Genomic DNA, 20,193 nt, shown 5'->3' with positions numbered 1-20,193 from the left:
GCTTACAGCCTTTAATCTTTTTTCATTAATGCAGTAAGTGTATAATACAGCTATGTATCTTGTCCAAAGGCTAACTTAAAGGGGTAATTAAATGCTTAAATTATTTGTAACTGATCTTGATGGTACTTTATTAGAAAACCATCATACTGTTAAAGAAGAGAATAAACGTTCAATCCAAACTCTCATTGAAAGTGGAGTGGAATTTGCAGTAGCAACTGGCAGAATGGATCGCGATATTGTTGAAATCCTTAAAATGATGGAACAAACCGGTCATAGAGTCAGCCAAAATGGTGGATTTGTTTTTGATAAAACAGGAAAGCTAATCTTCTCCGAGACCTTCACAGATGATCTTAGTAAAAGAATTCACCAGACACTTTCAACTCATTCCGACTTCTACTCTATTACGACTGCAGATGAAGTTTATGTAACCGAGAGAACACCCCTACTCGAACAATTTGAAAAATTAGCATATTTTCCTATTATAGAATTTAAAGATGTAGCTGATCACTACGGAAGTACTGTATTTCCAGTTAAATTTAATATTATTGGCGAGACAGATCAAATAGTAAAGATTAAAGATATAGTTAATCAGGAACTTGGACAGGAAATGGAAAGTTATTTGTCTGATAAATATTGTGTTGATTTTGTTCCAAAGGGAATTAGTAAAGCACTAGGGCTCACCCATTTAATTGACAAGCTTAATTTAGAAGCAAGTGAAATAGCTGTCATTGGTGACTCACACAATGACATCCCTATGCTGGAAATGACACCACACAGCTACGCGATGTCCAGTGCCCTACCTGAAGTTAAGGCAAAAGCATCTAATGTCGTTGAAAATGTTTATGATGCAATCAATGACTTAAAGCAAAAGGGTCTTTTTTAATTTTTTTAAGTGCGCGCGATATCTTGTCGCGCGCTTACTATTGTAAATACTCATCAATAAACCGATCCATCAATTCGAAATTAAAGCCCTTACGATACAAAGTCGCTTTAACTTTTTGTTTCAGTTCACTTCCTTCAAACTTTTTCTCATATTTTCTTACTAATTTTTCGCCTTGATAGACAATTGCATCCCATTCTTCACTGTCATCTTTCTCATCTTCAATATTAGCTAGAACATCCTTAATAATATCTTGGGTAAATCCTTTTTGCATTAATGTCTGTTGTATGCTTTGAACCTGTTGTCTAAAAGACTTTTTACCACTACTTCTGATCTTTTTCTCTAACCACTTCGTTGCTTTTTCAAATTGATCTTCGTAAGTGTAAAAGGATAGTGCTTCATCTGCAACAGTCATTAATATACCTTTGTCTATTAACTCTTTCTTTACTAACATAGGGCCTTTACTAGTTGTTTGAACTCGAGTACGAACTAACGCCTCAGCAAATTCCTTATCGTTTAGTAACCCTTCTGAAAGTAGCCGTTTGATTACTACCTCTATTTGTTCTTGTTCAACTTCTTTTTTAATTAGATATTCTCTTATTTCCTTCGTTGAGCGCATTCGGTAGCTTAAAAAGTTTATTGTTAGGGAATAAGTCTTATGTATGGAATCTTTTTTGAGGAGTTGTTCGGTCGTTTCCTTGTCCAATTCCAGCCCTTTACGAAGATGAAACTGAATTAAAATATCTTCGTCAACGCTAAAGCCGTAGTCTTCACTCTGGCCATTTTTCAGGAAAATGTTATATCTATGTTTGTTTTTCTTTTGTGTAGTGATTCGGGATATTACTGCCACATTACTCACCCCTTTACTTTTCATTTTAGGCTTTTTTTGTATAGATTGTTTCTATTGCTAAAAAATGCGACGTAATTTTTGCTTAGGATTTCCTTACCATCTGCTGCTACAGCTATACAACCGCTTCGGCAGAATACTTCGCTTTCCGTGGGCACGACCTCAGCCTCCTCAGAAGCAAATGTTTTCGATGGGCCGAGTAACCGCAGGCCCAAAAGAACGCTTCTTCCGGGGTCTTCGGAACGCGCTGTTCCCACAGGACAAGGAATGCTTCGTAGCAATACATCGCACGAAGAAAATCGAACTGTATTTTCGAGGAGTCTACGTATTCTGCCTTCACTAGAAGTGGTGTTCTAATTATCGATACTAGGACCCGTAGTCACTAAGGTTCACGGACATTTCCACCATCGAATAGAAAGCTATTCTAAGCTGCGGAAAAATACGACACTCCTCGAAAATATAAGGCAATTTTCTTCGTGTGTTGCAAATTCACGGATGTCATTTCTGGTCCTATGGGAAAGGAACAGTCTGAAGACCCCACAGTGAGCGCTTTTGGCTCGCGAGGAGGCTGAAGCGTTCCCCATGGAAAGGGAGTATTTTTCCGCAGCGATGAATTACCACTCATCTTATAAAAGATAGTTAGGAAAAAACACGACAGTTACGTCGAGGTTATGAATTGTCAAAAGCAATCTTTTTAGAATACAGCCTTTATTTTAACACGAAAGACTAGCAATATTGATAGAAAACGATTCATCTCTAGATGAAAAAATTTGCTTATAAAATAGTATTGATTTTTAATGAATTTACGGGAGGTTATAAAATGAAAATTGCAATTACAGGAGGCACTGGCTTTGTTGGTAAACAATTGACCGATGAGCTAGTAAAACAAAAACACGATGTCTATATCTTAACTCGTTCACCAGAGCGCCATCAAGACACAAGCCAAGTTAGATATGTTGGTTGGTTAAAGGAAGAATATCATCCAGAGCAAGAACTACCACAATTAGATGCAATAGTTAACCTGGCAGGTGATTCTTTATTTGGCTACTGGACAAAAACTAAAAAGGACCGTATTCTTTCTAGCCGAATCAAAGCCACTGAGAATGTGGTTGATCTTATTAAACAGATGGAAAAAAAGCCACAGGTATTAGTTAACGCATCTGCTATTGGTTACTATGGTACTTCTACAACAGATTCCTTCACAGAAAACACTACTGCTTCAGGAGATGACTTCTTAGCACATGTTACAAAAAAGTGGGAACAAACCGCTAAGGCTGCAGAGTCTTATGGTGTAAGAACGGTATATGCCAGATTCGGAATTATTTTGGGTTCTGAAGGAGCCTTACCAATGATGACAATGCCCTTTAAGTTAATGGTTGGTGGCAAGGTCGGGACAGGACAACAGTGGATGTCATGGATCCATATAAGTGATGTAGTCGGTCTGATCCTTTTTGCTATCAATAATAACCAAATCGAAGGTGCCTTGAATGCCGTAGCACCTAATCCTGTTAGAAACAAGGAATTCAGTCAGATGATTGCAAAGGTAATGCATCGCCCATATTGGTTACCTGCTCCATCATTTGCAATGAAAACTGTGCTTGGTGATATGAGTATGCTAGTACTAAAAGGGCAACATGTTATACCAGAAAAAGCTACCCTACAACACTATTCATTTAACTATCCAACGTTGGAGGATGCACTGGAAAATATTCTGTAAATTCATCATAAAATACCGAGTAGTTGAGTAAGATAAAAAGGCTTTTAAACAGTGAATAAACTTCAGAAAATTCGTGCATATTAGTTAACAAAAATTGTCGAAGTTTTAGTGAAAATTTTTGTTCCCATTTAGCTTACTATTGTGTATTATATGATGTGAAATATTAATTTGAATTCGATGTTTAATCAAGGTTCGATTATAGATATAATTCTATAGCTTATACGATAGATTGTTTTTACGTTTCAGGGAAGGCAAATGGTGCGCCACCAGTTTTACTGGTCCTAGTGGGTTCGATTCCCACCCTGAATTTTTGTTGGTATTTTGATAAAAATTCGAGGGTGAGTATACCACTATGTTCTCATAGTGTCTTCACCCTCCCACTAGGAGGGTTTTTTTATGCTAAAAAAACGTGATTTGCATGACGCACCAGCTCTATTTCAATTGATGATTCATCCAGAAGTCTTCCCATTTGTTCGTCACAAAGCATACTCATCCGATGAATTTTACTTCTTAACAAAAAGTACAATGGAAGCTGAAGAAAATGGTGAACTTATTTCTCGTACAATTATTGATGAATACCATCAACCAATCGGGACGATAAATCTGTTTGACATTGAAGACGGGAAAGGCTTTCTAGCAACTTGGATTGGCCAGCCATACTTTGGCAAAGGATACAATAAAATAGCTAAAGATCATTTCTTTGATGAACTGTTTTTCACTCATGAAATTGAAGCAGTGTTTATTAAAATCAGAAAAACAAACACTCGTTCAATGAAAGCCATTTTAAAACTACCTTTTGTTTCTTTGGGTAATATCCTATTCCCTGAACAGTTCGAACGAATTAATAAAGATTCCCTAGACTCACCTATATATGAGTTATTCGTTATTACTAATGAACAATATATGATTCATAGAGAGCTTATGGACACTGTAAATGATGGAGAAGCTGTGGTATAATTTTCTGAATTTGGGCAATTATAGTATCAACCGGAAACCTGAGTAATCAGGGATGGACGGAAATACTATAAAAGCGAGGGACTAGAAATGAAGAAGAAAGCAAAAGGTATAAAAGAAGCAAGAAGTTCCTTATCTAAAACACAAGAGGTATTATACCAAAAAGAATTCCGAGCAGCTGATCGTATGTACCAATCCACTAAAAATAAAATGTAATAATAACTTTGTGGATAAAGTTATCCACAAAGTTATGCACCGCAGTGGATAACTTTGATTATTCTTTGATCTATCTACATTCTCATTGTTAACAATTCCTTGTGGAAAAATATATTAATGTTTGTGGATACTGTGGATATTTTCATCAACTTCTGTGTATAAAAGGTTTCGAATGTGGATAAAACTGTGGGTAAGTGATTGTTATCTCTGATAGCTTTAATAACCCGATTCCTCCCCTTTTCGGATAGAGTTGGCAATCAATTCAAGGGCTGCATTTAATTGCAGCCCTTTTTGTTTTTTTAGGGAACCAACCATCATCACCCTAAATCAAATCCTCATATTGTTTAATCATTTTTAATTGAACTTCCCTAGTAGCTTCTGGCGTATAGACCCAACCCATTTGTTTCATGATATAACTATATATATTTTGAAATGATGCTTGTTGCATTGCCATTTGGAAGTGTACATGACTAACATTCTCGTCTTTCATTCTTAATGCTGAATTATAATTATCTCCAGCCATATGCATAGATGTTGTTCTTAGATGTGAAGTGAGTGTTTTAAGTTGACTATTATGTGGATCAAGGTTAGAAAACTGTGTCGCTTCAAATTTAGGATTTGTAGTAGCCAAGGTCACCCACTTCTTCCTATCTGGATCCAACAAAAGAAGCATGACTCTTACATGGTCACTCATTACAATGATTTGATCCTTTATTACTTGATTGAGGACCGGAACTTTTATTTTTGTGTGGTAATTGGTTAATTGATTAATAATCCCTTTATGTGCAGAAAGGTGTTCGTTCATTAAGCTTACATCTATTGCAGGTAGTCTCATCCCTTACCGCCTCCTATGTTTAACTATCATTACTATATGAACTAGGATTAGGCATTGTGACTACTTCTACAATTTTCTAAAAAATAAGAGCCACTCATGTAAGTGGCTTAAACTTTCTCCATATGACTTTGTCTGACAATATATTTGCAGCTTGTTTCTCCTTTTGCTAGGCAAGCTACCCTTTCGATATTATCTGTTCCTAGAACATTTTTAAAAAGAGACAATTCACATTCACATGGTTTGTCATACTTATTAGCAACTGCAGAAATCGGACAGTTATATTGCATAAGTTCTAGTTCATTATCATTAATCTCTTTAAACTCAGCCATATATCCACTGTCATTTTGAATATCAGTTAACGCTCTTACTTTTTCTTTAATAGAATCTTCCTGAAAGATTTTTCTAGCATACTTTTTCTGCAATCGTTTTTCTCTATTCTCAAATAACTTATCAATCATATCCATACCACTAATATCTTCTAAGTCGGTTAAAAGTTCCATTGCCATGGTGTCATAATTAGAAGGAAATAGACGATCTCCTGATTCAGAAAGAGAATAAAAGATGACAGGTCTTCCCATTGGCTGTCTCACAGTCTGTGAATTAATCAGGTGCTCACCTTCGAGCTTTATCAAATGCTTTCTAACAGCCATTTCTGTAATATCAAGATAGCTTTTTAATTCACTAACAGAAAGTTTTCTTTGTTTTTTTAGTAATTCAAGTATTGCTTGACGAGTTGTTATTTGCTGTACCATTTACAACACCACCCTTATTTATATTTTAATCAAAAAAGTTTGTGAAGTAAATAACATAATCAATCCAAATCACTAAAATTGTGTCAATAAGTTGACAAATACTTGTAAAAACGATAGCTTTTGTAGGATTCCAATTTTAATTGAGTAATTTTAAGATAATAGTTAATAGTTACTAATAAGAAGGTGATTGATATTGGCATTGTTGTAGTAGAAATATGTGATGGAAATTTAATTCACACCATAGATTTAGAAGGCATAATTGAATCTAAGTATCCAGAAGTAGCGGTAATAACTAATGACTGTTTAAGCTTCTGTGGATTGTGTGCATTAAAGCCTTACGCATTAGTTAATGGTAAAAGAATCTTTGCTAAGAATATCGAGCAATGTTTAGATAAAATAGAAAAAGCTATTGAAGAGGAACTTGCAGTTTATCAATAATTAGGTGTAAGCATCTTTAGCTTGGTTAATATATTTTCAAATTTAAGGGAATACACAAACAAGCGTGTATCTCCTTTTATTTTTGGAATATTTACTCATACATTCCTAATTAGATTTAGGAAAAACTAAAAAAAAGAAAGGTTGATTCTCTCTTGCACACTTACAAACAGGAATGGTTTGGGAATATTAGAGGTGACATACTTGCAGGACTAGTAGTAGCCTTGGCGTTAATACCAGAGGCAATTGCTTTTTCTATCATTGCAGGCGTTGATCCAATGGTAGGATTGTACGCATCGTTCTCAATCGCTGTAGTAATTTCCTTTGTTGGCGGACGCCCAGGCATGATTTCCGCAGCAACAGGTGCAATGGCCTTACTCATGATTACATTGGTTGCAGATTATGGACTAGAATATTTGCTGGCCACTACAATCCTTACTGGTATCCTACAAGTTATATTTGGACTATGTAACCTTGCAAGGTTTATGAAATTCATCCCTCGTTCCGTCATGGTTGGATTTGTTAATGCATTAGCAATTCTCATTTTCACATCCCAACTAGAACATTTTGTTGACGAAGCTTGGATTATGTATGTGCTAGTCGGTATAACTTTAGCAATAATTTACCTTCTTCCATTAATAACAAAGGTTATACCTTCAACATTAATTGCAATAATTGTTGTCACTGCTATGGCAATCTATATGAACACCGGAGTTAGAACCGTTGGTGACATGGGTGAGCTTTCCCAAACACTCCCTTCCTTCTTGTTACCTAACATTCCGTTAAATTTTGAAACACTGATGATAATTTTTCCATATGCATTAGCACTAACGATTGTCGGTCTACTTGAATCATTATTAACAGCTTCCATTGTTGATGATGCTACTGATACAGAAAGCGATAAAAATAAAGAAAGTCGTGGACAAGGTATTGCTAATATCGTAACAGGATTCTTTGGCGGTATGGCTGGTTGTGCCATGATTGGACAGTCGGTAATAAATGTGAAATCAGGTGGATACGGCCGATTATCAACTTTTGTAGCTGGTGTATTCCTAATGTTTCTCATTATTGTTCTCGGTGATATTGTCGTACAGATTCCGATGGCTGCACTTGCAGGTGTAATGATTATGGTTGCTATTAGCACATTTGATTGGGGATCGATTAGACACATGCCAAAAATACCGGTAACAGACACCATCGTTATGGTAATTACCGTTGGGACAGTACTTATAACACATAACTTAGCTTACGGCGTACTTACTGGTGTAGTACTAAGCGCCATTTTCTTTGCAGCTAAAATTTCTAAAGTTGATATTTATTCAGCTACTTCAAGTGACGAAAAAACCAGAGTGTATTTTGTTTACGGCCAGTTGTTTTTTGCTTCTGTAACTGATTTTGTTACACACTTTGAATTCAAAGAAGATTTAGAGGAAGTAGTTATTGATTTAACCCACTCTCATTTATGGGATGACTCCGCAGTAGGTGCATTAGATAAAGTAAAATTAAAATTTGAACAGAACGGCACAAAGGTTAATTACAAAGGATTGAATAGAGAGAGCGCAGATCTCTTTGATAAGATTGGCGGAATCGGGTCGGGGCATTAGACAGAACAATTTTTTAAAAGGAGAGGATACTTTGTTTAAACGAATACTTATTGCAACGGATGGTTCGGAGCATTCCAAACGGTCTCTAGATAAAACAATCGAAATGGTTTCAGTATATAAAGAAGAAGTTTCAATTGATTTATTGTATGTCGTCGCTGGCGAGATGTCTAAATCGGACATATTAAGATATGGAGACTCTGATACGGCCAGTTTAAAACGCAAAAAATTAATGAATGATAATGAAGAGTACCTTAAGTCGGAGGGGATTACCGTTGAGAGTATTGTCTTACACGGTGATCCCGCTCCCACAATCATTGAACATGCCAATGATAATAATTATGATTGCGTAGTTGTGGGTAGTCGTGGCAAGAATCAACTGCAAACAATGGTTCTCGGAAGCGTTAGCCATAAAGCCGTGAAATATGTGAACGCTCCTGTGCTGGTAGTAAAATAACACCTGATAGCTATAGCCTGTTTCTAATAGTTTAAAATTTCATGCAACGGGAAAAGTAAACTATAGAGATAATAACGAAGGGGTGTTAGAATGAAAAAACTATTTTTAGTTACTTTTACAGGATTTCTAATGCTTTCTGGTTGTGGTCTTGAAAACGAGGAAGCACAGAACGAGCAAAATGAAGAGCAACAAAATGAAGAAGAACAACAAAACGACGAAGAGCAAGATAACGAAAACAATCAAGACAATTCTAGTGAGCAAGGTACAAATGAAGAAGAAAATGATAACCAGTCAAATGAAGATTCAACTAACAATAATTCTGATGAGAATCAGAACAATGAAAATAGCGATGACCAATCGGATGAGCAAACATCAGATTCATTTGATAAAGGAAGAGCTGAGGTTGTTCTAACGGAATATAAAGAGGCATTTAACAAAGTAATTAACAACAGAAATGATGACCTGAAACTAAATGAATTTAGCACAAAACAAGAACTTACCGAACATTTTAACCAATTCATGTCTCAGGAACTATCACGAACTATGGTTGATAGGTATTTCCGAGAAGAGGATGATGGACTATATCTAACACCAATGGATGCACCAGTATTTTTACAAGAAGATCAACAATTTACTTTCAATAAAACTGGTGATGGTAGTGCAACTGTTGTACAAGAACGTCAAAACCAATTAATTGGTCACGTAAACATGGAATACAGTCTTACCAAAAAAGATGATTCCTGGATTGTTGAAGATGTTGAACGAACTGAGATTTAATTTAATGAATGAACAGTCTCCTAGGTTATAAAACTAGGAGACTGTTTTTTTTCTGGCCTTAAACTGGCATCAGGTAATTAATAAATAGGACCACCCATTCATCTAAATAAATCTATATCCATATAACTCTCAATTTATTATGAAAAAAGGAATATGCTTAATAAACTTAGAATCTAATCTACAATACCCTTAATCTTTGGGATTCAAATCTTAGGAGGTTTATATTTATGGCAAAAGAAAAGTTGGTAAAAGCAGATAGTATTGTTGTAGCAGAGAATCCAGTCTCATTTTATTTATTCAATAGTACCCGTTCAGCTTGGATTTGGTTAATCATTCGGCTTTATGTCGGCTACACCTGGTTAACTTCTGGATGGGGAAAAGTGACAAACGATGCATGGACTGGTGATGAATCTGGCACAGCATTATCGGGCTATGTTGGAGGTGCTTTAGGTAGAGCAGAAGCTGGTGGTGATGTTTCAGGATGGTATGCTTCTTTTTTAGAGGGATTCGTACTTCCTAATGCCTCTCTATTCTCCTATATGGTTGCCTATGGTGAAGTTCTAGTTGGTCTAGGATTAATTTTAGGGTTACTAACAGGCATTGCTGCATTTTTCGGTAGTATTATGAATGTTAGCTTTCTACTTGCGGGTACACTTAGTTCAAATCCAATCTTGTTTATCCTAGCAACCTGGTTAGTACTAGCGTGGAAGGTAGCAGGTTGGTACGGTTTAGACCGATGGGCATTACCACTCCTAGGCACACCTTGGGGTCGGAAAAATAAGTAGTCATCTAACAAGTAATAGTTAAGTCAGCTCCCGAATATAACTAGAATTAAATGGTGATCCAGTCCGAATTTTAAATATATCTGTACTATAAAAGGAGTTATCTAATTAAACTGTGTTACAATAGAGATGTTGTTAATTAATTTCATACATTGGTAAAACACCTATACACTTTTAGTCCAGCACTATTCACTCGCTAATTACTACTAAAGTGTAAGAGGTGTTTTTTTGTTTCTTTGTGAAATATTATACAAATTAATCACACCAAAGATACGCGGGTAAAATTGATGGGAGAGAAAGTCTAATGAAAGAAACAGCAATTGTTTATTGTGAAGGTAAATTTGGAACTATGGATGGAAAGACAGCTAATGGATTGATTCGAAGTTCAAGGAATTATGAAATTGTTGGTGTTATCGATAGTACAAAAGTAGGTATGGATACAGGTTATTATCTAGAAGAAAAAAACAACGGGATTCCTTTTTTCTCAGATCTTGATAGTGCTTTTGAATATTTACCAAAGATGCCAAGTCAGTTTATTTACGGAATCGCTCCATCTGAAGGGCTTCTTAAAAATGACGAAAGAAACATCGTGTTACAAGCAATTGAAAATGGGCTAAACATTATTAATCCATTACACGAATTTTTTACTGATGATAAAGAATTCATGAAGAATTCCTTAAAATATGGCGTGAAAATTACAGATGTTAGAAAGCCCGCTGAGAAAAAAGACATGCACCTCTTTTCAGGTCGAATTCTGAATATCGACACACCGATAGTTGCGGTACTAGGTACTGACAGCGCAGTTGGTAAGCGGACCACATCCGTTCTATTGGAAGAAGCTTTAATCGATATGGGTTTAAATGTCGCTTTTGTTGCTACTGGCCAGACAGGACTTATTCAGGGTGCGAAATATGGTGTAGCTATCGATGCAATTCCTTCCCAATTTATGACTGGAGAAATAGAACATCAGATTATGAGAGCCTATGAAAATGAGAAGCCAGATATCATTATTGTTGAAGGTCAAGGGGCATTAAGTCACCCTGCTTATATTAGTTCATGTGGTATTATTCGTGGTTCAAGACCAGGATCTGTCATCGTTCAACACCCACCTAAAAGAAAGAATCTAGGCGATTTTGAGTATATGAAAATGCCTACAATAGAAAGCGAAATAGAGCTGATTGAAGGATTCTCGGAAGCAAAGGTAATCGCTATTACCATCAATCACGAGAACATGTCGGATAATGAAATTCAAGATACGATCACTGAGTATGAACAAAAGCTTAGTCTGCCAACTACTGATGTTCTGAAGTTTGGATGCGATAAGCTCATTACAACCTTAATTGAGAAATACCCGGAATTGAAGAATAAGAAAATAGAAGCATTTGTTAATTGAACCTAACCATACACCAAGGATTGAAATTAATCTTGCAAAAATCGGCCACAATGTTAAACAGTTAGTCGAGTTATATGGAAAAAAGGGCATCGAAATAATGGGAGTTACAAAAGCAGTCTGCGGGGATCCAGTGGTCGCTGAAGTACTAATGAATAAAGGAATTCTGATGCTTGCGGACTCCAGAATAACAAATATACAGAGGATGCAAAATGCAAAAATCAAAGCTCAATTTGTTTTATTAAGAACGCCAGCTTTAAGCGAGGCTAATTTGGTTGTAAAATATGCTGATATTAGTATGAATACGGAGCTATCCGTGATCAACGAGCTTTCCATCGCTGCTACTAAGAACAAATCGATCCATAAAATCATCCTAATGGTAGAAATGGGAGATTTAAGGGAAGGAATTATGCCAAAAGATTTAGAAGAAGTTATTCAAGAGATATTAACACTAAAAGGAATTCAACTTGTTGGTATCGGAGCAAACTTTGCTTGTTTTGGAGGTGTCAAACCAAGTAAAGCTAGTATGGATGATCTATCAGTTCTTGCCAGTGGGATTGAGGAGAAATTTTCTATATCTCTCACATGTGTTACAGGTGGAAACTCAGCCAATTATAACTGGTTTGAATCTGTTACGGATACAGGAAAAATAAATAACTTAAGAATTGGTGAATCCATCTACTTAGGTTGTGAAACTCTTGACCGCGAGGCGATTCCAGAATTATTTACAGATGCGTTTACATTAGTTGCAGAAGTAATTGAATCCAAGATTAAACCATCCAAGCCATACGGGGAAATCGGTCAGGATGCATTTGGTAACCATCCAAAGTTTGAGGATCGCGGACAAATGAAAAGAGCAATAGTAAGCATTGGATCACAAGACGTGCATGTTAGTGGTTTAACGCCTAAATTGGAGATTGAAATCCTAGGATCTAGTAGTGATCACACCTTAATAGATGCAAAAAACGTTGACTTGAAGGTTGGAGATGAGGTTAAGTTTAACGTAAGCTATGGGGCACTTCTTTCATTAATGACCTCTCCTTATGTTTCCAAGAAATATATCGGAGAAATTCGTTTAGTCTCAAAGCCAATACCTTTAACCACAAACAGTTAATTCCGGGATGGAAGCCGGGGTTATTTTTTTTGGGCTAAATAAAGCAAAAAGGGTTGATCCTAAGATCAACCCTTTTTCAAGATGGAGCATAGCGGGCTCGAACCGCTGACCTCCACACTGCCAGTGTGGCGCTCTCCCAGCTGAGCTAATGCCCCGATATATTTCTGCTGCAAGAATCATTATATACGATTATTGTTCAATCAACAATATTATTTTATATTTTATATAGATCCAGAAAAATTTTATTCTTTTGAACCTTTTTTGCATTTTGTTCGTACTAATAGTAGTGTATTTTTTTGAACCAGGAGGTGTTAGAAGATGGAAATCGTTGAAGTTTTACCAATTGTTGCTCCAATACTTGTTATTCAGATCATTTTAATGATTGTAGGACTAATTGCGTGGACCAAAACTGACGAAACAAACGGCCCTAAATGGATGTGGCTATTAATTATTCTTTTCTTTAGTGTAATAGGGCCCATTTTATTTTTCATTATTGGAAGGAGGCAACAATAGTGGCAATGATTAAGGTAGATCATTTAACCAAAACTTTTGAGGGCAAAAATGCTGTCAACAATTTATCTTTTGAACTTAGTCCTGGTAAGTGTGTGGCATTGCTCGGACCAAATGGAGCCGGTAAAACAACGACTCTTCGTATGTTATCAGGGTTGTTAAAGCCGTCTAGTGGAACGGTTAGCTTTGAAGGGATGAAAGAAGACGGTGACATTAGGGAGCACATCGGATATTTGCCACAGTATCCAGTTTTTCACAACTGGATGAGTGGAAAAGAATTCCTTGTCTATGTAGGACAACTAGCTAATTTAACTAAGCCACAGGCAATTGAGCAGGCTGAGAAATATTTGGATCGGGTTGGGATAGCTGACGCCAAAAATCGTCGGATTGGTAAATACTCTGGCGGAATGAAACAACGTTTAGGGATTGCCCAAGCAATGATTCACTCCCCTCAACTTCTTATGTTGGATGAGCCAGTATCTTCGCTTGATCCAATTGGACGAAGAGACGTTTTAAATTTAATGGAAGAATTAAAAGCACAAACAACCATTCTATTTTCAACGCATATCCTCAGTGACGCAGAAGAAGTTAGTGATGATCTATTACTCATGCATCAGGGAGAAATGGTCGAATCAGGCTCAATTGAAAGCTTACGAGAAAAGCATCAAACGACAAAAATCCATCTCACTTTTCGCGAGAATGTCGATACATACTTAAATAAATTACGAGAAATACCTTCCATTTCAGAAGGTTACATTGAGCGAAATGAAGTTCAACTCTTAGTTGCAGACATTGATCAAGCACGCATTGATATTCTAGCCAAGGCTTCTAGTGAACAATGGCCCTTGATTAAATTTGAGGTTAGTAGAGTAAGTCTAGAGGAATTATTTATGAAGGTGGTGAATCAATGATGCAATGGAAAACAATCTTCAAAAAAGAGATGCTAGAATATTGGCGGAATTTCAAATGGGTTTGGGTTCCTTTAGTCTTTATTCTCATTGCAATCATGGATCCAATTTCTACTTATTACTTACCAAAAATTTTAGATGCTGTTGGAGGATTACCTGATGGAGCAGTATTTGAAATGCCAGAGATAACACCCGTTGCTGCACTAATGATGAGTTTATCGGAACTTAGTATGTTTGGTGTACTAGTCATTGTGTTAATGTCGATGGGATTAATCGCTGGGGAGAGGAAAAGTGGTGTGGCTGAGCTAGTGCTAGTTAAACCGGTTGGGTACTTCACTTACATCAGCAGTAAATGGGGAGCTACACTACTACTAGTTTGGACGTCACTTATAATCGGTTTATTGACAAGCTGGTATTATGTTAATTTATTGTATGGTGATATCTCTTTTGGCGCCTTAATACAAGTCATCTTCTTCTATGGGCTTTGGTTAACATTAGTAATCAGCATTACAACATTTTTCAATACGTTATTTAAGACTCCTGGCATTGTTGGATTTTTATCGATTGCTACAATTATTGTCATGAGTATTTTCAATCAAATTTTTTCACATAAAATCACTTGGTTCCCAAACAATTTAAGCAGTCATATTGGGGATATGTTGGACTCAGGCAGTACTTCAGGTGAGTTATGGGGAACCGCCCTTGTAACCATCATAATCATTGTAGCATTACTTTTTGCTTCATTATTAGCGTTTCGTGGAAAAGAAATGGCTAACTAAAAAACCGCCCAAACAGGGCGGTTTTTTAATTAGGTGCGATTACACCCTGAGTAGTGGTAACGAACAACAACGGAACGATCCACCTGATTTAATTATCTCGGAATAAGCAACTTCTATAATCTCATATCCTCGATTAGACATCTCCTTGTTAACATGTTCATTTTGAGGCATACTAATTATCTTTTTTTCTCCAATAGACAGTACGTTAGTCCCTAAGGTAAACTGCTCGTCCCCATTTACTTCAATTGTATCAAAGTGGTCATTAATTATATTTAAATCTGTTGTGGAAAAGGCATCAGGGTACACAAGTGCTAGCCCTTCGCCAATAATGTTAAAAGCACAGTCCAAATGTAAAATTCTTTTCTCAATTGGTAGTGGTGTAACATTATATGATGGAATTAAAGCTTGAAGTGCTTTAGTTGCTTTCAATGATGTCCGGTTACTAAGACCAACCCACACCTTGTTGTTATCAATAATAACATCCCCACCTTCAATTGGGGTTTGAACTAAATCCGTATATGGGATACCTTCCTGCCTAAGTCTTCTTATTAATACATCTACCTCTTCTTCTCTAATTCCGCTACCCATGGCTGACACAAATAAGTGATTACCTATACAAAAACCTATGTCTCGAGTAAATACTTGCTCATTCAAATGCTCTTGTGTATCTAGTTCTATGACTTCTACACCGTTTTCTTTTAACACATCAACAAAACGTTGATACTGTTTCATTGCAATAGCTACATCAATATTTTCGGTAACATAGCGTTTTTGAGTTTCATTAATAACTGTACCAATCCTCATATTCTTAGGTGGACATACAATTAACCGCTTTAAAGTGTTATATTCTGTCTGACAATTTAGACGTTCGTCATTTATGGATTCCATGGTTACTTACTCTCCCCCATTTTAAATTTAAGTTTTTATTAGTTAAAATTATAACAAATCATGGGTTAAGTGAGACTTAGTAGTCATTAGCATAAACTTAACTGCTACTTCTATACACAAGCCTCTTTGTACCGGAAACGTCAATTGTATAACTATAACCATTTGTCGTCACCACTATATCTCCTGCTTTTGCTGTTGAATAAATCGTTGCACCTGCTTGTTGCAGGTTTTCAATAATTGTTGGATCAGGATGTCCATAATGATTATCCTTACTATAAGATAATATTGCCTTTTCCGGTTTGACCTTCTCGAGAAATTCCCTAGATGTGGATGTTACTGATCCGTGATGGGCGACTTTTAGGAATTCCGACTGTAAATTAAATGTCTTTATTAGCTTTTTCTCCTGCTTAATTTCAACATCGGCCATTAATAAAAAGTCCATCTGCTTATAATCAAGTGAAAATACTAGCGAGGATTGGTTATTGCTTTCAACCCAATGGAATGTATTTAATACTTGAAATGATACAGCGGAATCCACCTCAATTACTGATCTAGATTTAGCAATTGAAACTGGAATATCTTTGTCTTTAATCTGCTTCAGGTATTCAAAATACGTATCTGTATAATATATTTTCCCACTATCTATAATTTTTTTTACATTCAATTCCTTGATAACTGTAATTAGACCACCGATATGATCAATATCGGGATGGGTTGCTACTAATACATCAATAGAAGTAACCCCTTGTTGTTTTAAATATGTTACTACCTTTTCACCTGCTGAAGGTGGACCACCATCAATTAACATTGTTTTTCCATTCGGAGTTTTCACAAGTGTACTATCTCCCTGGCCAACATTTATAAAATGTACTTCCATTTCTTTTTGGTTTATTCCTTCAGCTTCCCCTGTTCCTCTAGCCAAATGAATAGCGTTAATATCAGCAATAGTGACTGTAAAACAGAAAAATAATGTCATTATTATTAATAATCCATTGTGGTTCATTATCTTTCCTCCGATACATAGGACCTAAAGAGCTAATTCACATAGTCCTAATAACAATTCAATATAATTCTGTGTTTATCTTTGTCATTCTTGTTCCTAATTATTTATGGCTCTTTTCGAATGATCTTCTTATTTTCTAACCTTTGCATTTGATGAAAAATGCGACGTAACTTCTTTCTTTAATCCTTTTTAAGATGAGTATCAGCGCTGTGGAAAAACACTCGCTTTCCATGGGGAACGCCTCAGCCTCCTCACGAGCAAAGAGCACTCGTTGCGGGGTCTTCAGACTGTTCCTTTCCCATAGGAGTCTCGCATTTTTCCACAGCTTAGAGAAGTTTTCTGTTCAAATGAGATGTGACTCCAAAGAACGTGTACATCATGTAATATAACAAAACTCACGAAGAAAATCGGTTGTATTTTTGATGATTCTTTGTGTATCTCTTACGATGGATAATATTGTGTTTGATAAATAAACCAACAGCTATTCACTTATATGATTGTTGATTGGAGCGGAGGGCAGTCGACTCCAGCGGGAAAAGCGACGGCTGAAAATCCCGCAGGAAGCGGTTTTCTTCCGAGGAAGTTGAAGCGTTGCCCGCGGAAAGCGACTGCCCGGAGCGCAAATCAAACATATTAGTTACGACGCAGTTTATAGATATTCTGTCAAAAAAACATTCTTTTAGAAATTAGCCTAAGGATTATACTTTCTATGTACAATAAAGACTAAAGGTCGCTGAATAATCAGCGACCTTTTGCTACTTCTTATTAACTTTAATATCCCCATCAATCAACTCTACAATCATACTAGTTACATCTTCTTCATCTAAAATTAAGTCTGTAATGGCATCTTCCACCTTATCTTGAATAACACGACGGAGTGGACGAGCACCAAATCTAGGATCATAACCGTTTTCAGCCAAATATCTTTTGGCTTCATCAGATACTGTGATAGATAAACCCTTTTCAGCTAAATTTTCTTCTAGCTCAATAATCATAAGATCAACAATTTTAATTAAGTCTTGTTGAACTAACTCATTGAACTGGATAATTGCGTCAAAGCGATTAAGGAATTCTGGTTTAAAATATCCACTTAGAGTTTCTAAAGTAGAAACTGCTTCATTGCTATTTTTCTCAAATCCTACTGTAATATGTTTATCTCCAGTACCAGCATTACTTGTCATAATAATAACAGTTTCCTTGAAGCTTACAGTTCTACCATGGCTATCTGTTAAATGGCCATCCTCCATAATTTGTAGGAACAAGTTTTGCACGTCTGGGTGAGCCTTTTCGATTTCATCTAACAGTATTAAACTATACGGATTACGTCGAACACGTTCTGTTAACTGCCCAGCCTCTTCATGTCCTACATAGCCAGGCGGTGAGCCAATAATTTTTGATACAGAGTGCTTCTCCATATATTCACTCATATCCATACGGATAAGAGATTCTTTTGTGCCGAACAACTCTTCAGCTAACGACTTAGTCAATTCCGTTTTACCGACACCTGTTGGACCAACAAAAAGGAAGGAGCCAATCGGACGGTGTTTGGATTTAAGTCCTGCACGGCTACGACGAACCGCTTTTGCTACTTTTCCGACAGCATTTTCCTGTCCAATAACTCTTGAAGACAGATTTTCGGCTAAATGCTTCATTTTTGCTTGTTCATCCGACTGAATCTTTCTAACAGGGATTCCTGTCTTCTCTTCAATAATTAATTGAATATCCTCGATTGTTACTTCAGCCGTAGGCTCTTCATTTATATCACTTAATTTCTTCTCTAGTTTCAGTTCCTGATGCCTTAAGTTAGCTGCCGATTCATAATCCTCTTTTTCAGCCGCTTCTTGCTTCTCTTTAGCTATCTCATCTAAACGCTTTTGTAAGGACTCCACGTCTGTCTCAGAATTACTTAAATTCAACCTTGAACCAGATTCATCGATAAGGTCGATTGCTTTATCAGGCAAGAAACGATCTTGAAGATAGCGTTTAGACAGGGTTACTGCACCCTCAATTGCTTCTTCTGTATAACTTACTTTATGATAGGCTGCATATCTTGCTTGCAAGCCTTGCAGGATTTGGATTGCTTCCTCAATGGAAGGTTCTTTTACGATGATTGGTTGGAAACGTCGCTCCAAAGCTGCATCCTTCTCGATTTGACGATATTCTTTAAGGGTTGTAGCTCCAACTAATTGTAATTCGCCTCTAGCTAAAGCTGGTTTAAGGATATTTCCTGCATCCATTTGCGAGCTTTCTGCTGTACCCGCTCCAACTAACAAGTGAATTTCATCAACAAAAAGGATGACGTTTTTACGTTCTTGAAGCTCTGAAATCAACTTTTTCATTCGTTCTTCGAATTGACCTCTCATACTTGTATTAGCAACAAGTGAGGCTACATCCAAAATATAGATCTCTTTATTAATCAATTTTGCCGGAACATCGCCTTCAACGATTTTCAATGCTAACCCTTCTGCTATTGCCGTTTTACCAACACCCGGCTCCCCGATTAATACTGGGTTATTTTTATTTCTTCGATTTAATGTTTCAATTACACGTTTAACTTCTTTGTGGCGTCCTATTACAGGGTCGATTAAACCCGCTCTCGCACCATTAGTTAAGTTCCTTCCTAACTCGTCCAATAGTCCGCCTGCTTTTTTGTTGGACTCTTTTTGATCATTTGCTTGAAATCCTGATCCAAATGGTGAATTATTTTGCCCACCGAAAAAGTTATTAGGATCCATTGAACCTTGGTTAGAGAACCCTGTTGGATTCTTTATATTATTATTTATTTCTTGAAAACAAGTTTCACATAAATGCATGTGTTGTGTTTGATCATTAAGTCGAAGGGTAACATTAATACTTGCTTTGCGAGTTCCACAATTTTGGCATTGCATATTCGCTTCCTCCTTCATTATATAAACAATTGGAAGGTCATTTCTTGACTTTGACTATATTTGACCTTTGAATTCATTATAGTTTGACTTTCTTTGACTTTCAAGTATTTTGTTTTATTTTTTAAAAATTTTGTTCTGCTATTACTTAGAACAACTACCTATAAAAAAACTACCAATTCATAAGATGTTATCTTCATGAACTGGTAGTTGATATAAACTATATTCTGCGTTAACAATCTGGAAAGGAATAATTACTAGCCCCAAAACAATTATCAGAATCCAAAATATCTCTTTTAGCACCTTCATCCTATACCTCCTGTATTGTATTCTCTTTATCTATTATTCCCTATCTTAACACATACAAAAAAACAAGATTAGTAATTTTATTTGCCCGTCAAAATACGATATTATCTATTTTCTTTTTAGTTTATTTACGATTCACGTTATACTAGAGAGAAGG

General features: G+C 36.3%; 23 protein-coding genes and 1 tRNA gene. 15 read left to right on the top strand and 9 right to left on the bottom strand.

The window, feature by feature from the left end; genetic code table 11:
* Positions 1-91: 91 nt before the first annotated feature.
* Positions 92-883: an HAD family hydrolase gene (locus GH741_RS18575; protein WP_153738257.1), complete on the top strand. Its 792-nt coding sequence runs from the start codon at positions 92-94 to the stop codon at positions 881-883.
* 37 nt (positions 884-920) lie between these two features.
* On the opposite strand, the gene recX is transcribed toward GH741_RS18575, so the two are convergent.
* Together recX and GH741_RS22190 are read right to left on the bottom strand one after the other, a co-directional pair.
* The gene (gene recX, locus GH741_RS18570) at positions 921-1,730 is read right to left on the bottom strand and encodes a recombination regulator RecX (RefSeq protein ID WP_338079561.1); all 810 of its coding nucleotides are present in this window, start codon (positions 1,728-1,730) and stop codon (positions 921-923) included.
* A 20-nt stretch (positions 1,731-1,750) separates the two neighbouring features.
* Complete coding sequence (locus tag GH741_RS22190) at positions 1,751-1,885, bottom strand: hypothetical protein (protein ID WP_276608250.1); 135 nt, start codon at positions 1,883-1,885, stop codon at positions 1,751-1,753.
* A gap of 662 nt (positions 1,886-2,547) precedes the next feature.
* Here GH741_RS22190 and GH741_RS18565 point away from each other — a divergent pair.
* The 3 genes from GH741_RS18565 (at position 2,548) to GH741_RS18555 (ending at position 4,614) form a co-directional block, all read left to right on the top strand.
* Positions 2,548-3,444: a TIGR01777 family oxidoreductase gene (locus GH741_RS18565; protein WP_153738255.1), complete on the top strand. Its 897-nt coding sequence runs from the start codon at positions 2,548-2,550 to the stop codon at positions 3,442-3,444.
* Positions 3,445-3,840: 396 nt separating this feature from the next.
* Positions 3,841-4,401 (top strand): GNAT family N-acetyltransferase, encoded by a 561-nt coding sequence (locus GH741_RS18560; protein ID WP_153738254.1) that lies wholly within the window; start codon positions 3,841-3,843, stop codon positions 4,399-4,401.
* Positions 4,402-4,488: 87 nt separating this feature from the next.
* Positions 4,489-4,614, top strand: coding sequence for a YfhE family protein (locus GH741_RS18555; protein ID WP_153738253.1), 126 nt, complete (start codon positions 4,489-4,491; stop codon positions 4,612-4,614).
* 322 nt (positions 4,615-4,936) lie between these two features.
* Here GH741_RS18555 and GH741_RS18550 read toward each other — a convergent pair whose 3' ends face one another.
* Positions 4,937-5,449 (bottom strand): hypothetical protein, encoded by a 513-nt coding sequence (locus GH741_RS18550; protein WP_153738252.1) that lies wholly within the window; start codon positions 5,447-5,449, stop codon positions 4,937-4,939.
* Between the two features lie 107 nt (positions 5,450-5,556).
* The gene (locus GH741_RS18545; protein ID WP_153738251.1) at positions 5,557-6,201 is read right to left on the bottom strand and encodes a helix-turn-helix transcriptional regulator; all 645 of its coding nucleotides are present in this window, start codon (positions 6,199-6,201) and stop codon (positions 5,557-5,559) included.
* Between the two features lie 192 nt (positions 6,202-6,393).
* Between GH741_RS18545 and GH741_RS18540 the strand changes: the two genes are divergently transcribed.
* The 7 genes from GH741_RS18540 (at position 6,394) to GH741_RS18510 (ending at position 12,757) form a co-directional block, all read left to right on the top strand.
* Entirely contained in the window at positions 6,394-6,639 is a 246-nt protein-coding gene (locus GH741_RS18540) for a YuzB family protein (RefSeq protein ID WP_338079566.1), read from the top strand.
* Positions 6,640-6,791: 152 nt separating this feature from the next.
* Positions 6,792-8,240 (top strand): SulP family inorganic anion transporter, encoded by a 1,449-nt coding sequence (locus GH741_RS18535; protein WP_153738250.1) that lies wholly within the window; start codon positions 6,792-6,794, stop codon positions 8,238-8,240.
* Between the two features lie 31 nt (positions 8,241-8,271).
* Positions 8,272-8,694 (top strand): universal stress protein, encoded by a 423-nt coding sequence (locus GH741_RS18530; RefSeq protein ID WP_153738249.1) that lies wholly within the window; start codon positions 8,272-8,274, stop codon positions 8,692-8,694.
* A 90-nt stretch (positions 8,695-8,784) separates the two neighbouring features.
* Positions 8,785-9,471: a hypothetical protein gene (locus tag GH741_RS18525; protein WP_153738248.1), complete on the top strand. Its 687-nt coding sequence runs from the start codon at positions 8,785-8,787 to the stop codon at positions 9,469-9,471.
* Positions 9,472-9,698: 227 nt separating this feature from the next.
* On the top strand, positions 9,699-10,256 hold the full coding sequence (locus GH741_RS18520) for a DoxX family membrane protein (RefSeq protein WP_153738247.1): 558 nt from the start codon (positions 9,699-9,701) through the stop codon (positions 10,254-10,256).
* Positions 10,257-10,557: 301 nt separating this feature from the next.
* On the top strand, positions 10,558-11,646 hold the full coding sequence (locus GH741_RS18515) for an N-acetyltransferase DgcN family protein (RefSeq protein WP_153738246.1): 1,089 nt from the start codon (positions 10,558-10,560) through the stop codon (positions 11,644-11,646).
* Positions 11,636-12,757 (top strand): alanine/ornithine racemase family PLP-dependent enzyme, encoded by a 1,122-nt coding sequence (locus tag GH741_RS18510; protein WP_153738245.1) that lies wholly within the window; start codon positions 11,636-11,638, stop codon positions 12,755-12,757. Before GH741_RS18515 ends, GH741_RS18510 begins: the two co-directional genes overlap by 11 nt.
* A gap of 82 nt (positions 12,758-12,839) precedes the next feature.
* Here the strand turns inward: GH741_RS18510 and GH741_RS18505 are convergent.
* Positions 12,840-12,912 (bottom strand) — tRNA-Ala (locus GH741_RS18505).
* Between the two features lie 163 nt (positions 12,913-13,075).
* Here GH741_RS18505 and GH741_RS18500 point away from each other — a divergent pair.
* The 3 genes from GH741_RS18500 to GH741_RS18490 are packed head-to-tail and all read left to right on the top strand — an operon-like array spanning position 13,076 to position 14,954.
* A complete protein-coding gene (locus tag GH741_RS18500) occupies positions 13,076-13,270 on the top strand; it encodes a PLDc N-terminal domain-containing protein (protein WP_153738244.1) in 195 nt (64 codons plus the stop codon).
* A 5-nt stretch (positions 13,271-13,275) separates the two neighbouring features.
* Positions 13,276-14,178, top strand: coding sequence for an ABC transporter ATP-binding protein (locus GH741_RS18495; RefSeq protein ID WP_153738284.1), 903 nt, complete (start codon positions 13,276-13,278; stop codon positions 14,176-14,178).
* On the top strand, positions 14,175-14,954 hold the full coding sequence (locus GH741_RS18490) for an ABC transporter permease (RefSeq protein WP_338079560.1): 780 nt from the start codon (positions 14,175-14,177) through the stop codon (positions 14,952-14,954). The genes GH741_RS18495 and GH741_RS18490 overlap by 4 nt, the downstream gene beginning before the upstream one ends.
* 39 nt (positions 14,955-14,993) lie before the next feature.
* On the opposite strand, the gene GH741_RS18485 is transcribed toward GH741_RS18490, so the two are convergent.
* Both GH741_RS18485 and GH741_RS18480 read right to left on the bottom strand, forming a co-directional pair.
* The gene (locus GH741_RS18485; RefSeq protein ID WP_153738243.1) at positions 14,994-15,842 is read right to left on the bottom strand and encodes a dimethylarginine dimethylaminohydrolase family protein; all 849 of its coding nucleotides are present in this window, start codon (positions 15,840-15,842) and stop codon (positions 14,994-14,996) included.
* 97 nt (positions 15,843-15,939) lie between these two features.
* Complete coding sequence (locus tag GH741_RS18480; RefSeq protein WP_153738242.1) at positions 15,940-16,845, bottom strand: ComEC/Rec2 family competence protein; 906 nt, start codon at positions 16,843-16,845, stop codon at positions 15,940-15,942.
* Between the two features lie 493 nt (positions 16,846-17,338).
* Between GH741_RS18480 and GH741_RS18475 the strand changes: the two genes are divergently transcribed.
* Positions 17,339-17,482: a hypothetical protein gene (locus GH741_RS18475; protein ID WP_153738241.1), complete on the top strand. Its 144-nt coding sequence runs from the start codon at positions 17,339-17,341 to the stop codon at positions 17,480-17,482.
* Between the two features lie 118 nt (positions 17,483-17,600).
* Here GH741_RS18475 and GH741_RS18470 read toward each other — a convergent pair whose 3' ends face one another.
* Both GH741_RS18470 and GH741_RS22185 read right to left on the bottom strand, forming a co-directional pair.
* On the bottom strand, positions 17,601-19,733 hold the full coding sequence (locus GH741_RS18470; RefSeq protein ID WP_153738240.1) for an ATP-dependent Clp protease ATP-binding subunit: 2,133 nt from the start codon (positions 19,731-19,733) through the stop codon (positions 17,601-17,603).
* Positions 19,734-19,910: 177 nt separating this feature from the next.
* Positions 19,911-20,039 carry a hypothetical protein gene (locus tag GH741_RS22185; protein WP_276608249.1) on the bottom strand — a complete coding sequence of 43 codons (129 nt, stop codon included), beginning with the start codon at positions 20,037-20,039 and terminating at the stop codon, positions 19,911-19,913.
* Positions 20,040-20,193 lie beyond the last annotated feature (154 nt).

This window comes from Aquibacillus halophilus (genome assembly GCF_009649745.1).
Lineage (GTDB): Bacteria > Bacillota > Bacilli > Bacillales > Amphibacillaceae > Aquibacillus > Aquibacillus halophilus.
The sequence above is the reverse complement of the archived record's forward strand: the minus strand, read 5'-3'. Positions and strand labels throughout refer to the sequence as shown.

What these genes read in the sequence shown, in the direction of transcription:
- GH741_RS18475 (WP_153738241.1), top strand. Translation starts at nt 17,339, where the DNA reads ATGATTGTTGATTGGAGCGGAGGGCAGTCGACTCCAGCGGGAAAAGCG.
- GH741_RS18555 (WP_153738253.1), top strand. Translation starts at nt 4,489, where the DNA reads ATGAAGAAGAAAGCAAAAGGTATAAAAGAAGCAAGAAGTTCCTTATCT.
- GH741_RS22185 (WP_276608249.1), bottom strand. Translation starts at nt 20,039, where the DNA reads ATGAAGGTGCTAAAAGAGATATTTTGGATTCTGATAATTGTTTTGGGG.
- GH741_RS18525 (WP_153738248.1), top strand. Translation starts at nt 8,785, where the DNA reads ATGAAAAAACTATTTTTAGTTACTTTTACAGGATTTCTAATGCTTTCT.
- GH741_RS18495 (WP_153738284.1), top strand. Translation starts at nt 13,276, where the DNA reads ATGATTAAGGTAGATCATTTAACCAAAACTTTTGAGGGCAAAAATGCT.
- GH741_RS18515 (WP_153738246.1), top strand. Translation starts at nt 10,558, where the DNA reads ATGAAAGAAACAGCAATTGTTTATTGTGAAGGTAAATTTGGAACTATG.
- GH741_RS18565 (WP_153738255.1), top strand. Translation starts at nt 2,548, where the DNA reads ATGAAAATTGCAATTACAGGAGGCACTGGCTTTGTTGGTAAACAATTG.
- GH741_RS18480 (WP_153738242.1), bottom strand. Translation starts at nt 16,845, where the DNA reads ATGAACCACAATGGATTATTAATAATAATGACATTATTTTTCTGTTTT.
- GH741_RS18545 (WP_153738251.1), bottom strand. Translation starts at nt 6,201, where the DNA reads ATGGTACAGCAAATAACAACTCGTCAAGCAATACTTGAATTACTAAAA.
- GH741_RS18560 (WP_153738254.1), top strand. Translation starts at nt 3,841, where the DNA reads ATGCTAAAAAAACGTGATTTGCATGACGCACCAGCTCTATTTCAATTG.
- GH741_RS18550 (WP_153738252.1), bottom strand. Translation starts at nt 5,449, where the DNA reads ATGAGACTACCTGCAATAGATGTAAGCTTAATGAACGAACACCTTTCT.
- GH741_RS18500 (WP_153738244.1), top strand. Translation starts at nt 13,076, where the DNA reads ATGGAAATCGTTGAAGTTTTACCAATTGTTGCTCCAATACTTGTTATT.
- GH741_RS18575 (WP_153738257.1), top strand. Translation starts at nt 92, where the DNA reads ATGCTTAAATTATTTGTAACTGATCTTGATGGTACTTTATTAGAAAAC.
- GH741_RS18470 (WP_153738240.1), bottom strand. Translation starts at nt 19,733, where the DNA reads ATGCAATGCCAAAATTGTGGAACTCGCAAAGCAAGTATTAATGTTACC.
- GH741_RS18485 (WP_153738243.1), bottom strand. Translation starts at nt 15,842, where the DNA reads ATGGAATCCATAAATGACGAACGTCTAAATTGTCAGACAGAATATAAC.
- GH741_RS18490 (WP_338079560.1), top strand. Translation starts at nt 14,175, where the DNA reads ATGATGCAATGGAAAACAATCTTCAAAAAAGAGATGCTAGAATATTGG.
- GH741_RS18520 (WP_153738247.1), top strand. Translation starts at nt 9,699, where the DNA reads ATGGCAAAAGAAAAGTTGGTAAAAGCAGATAGTATTGTTGTAGCAGAG.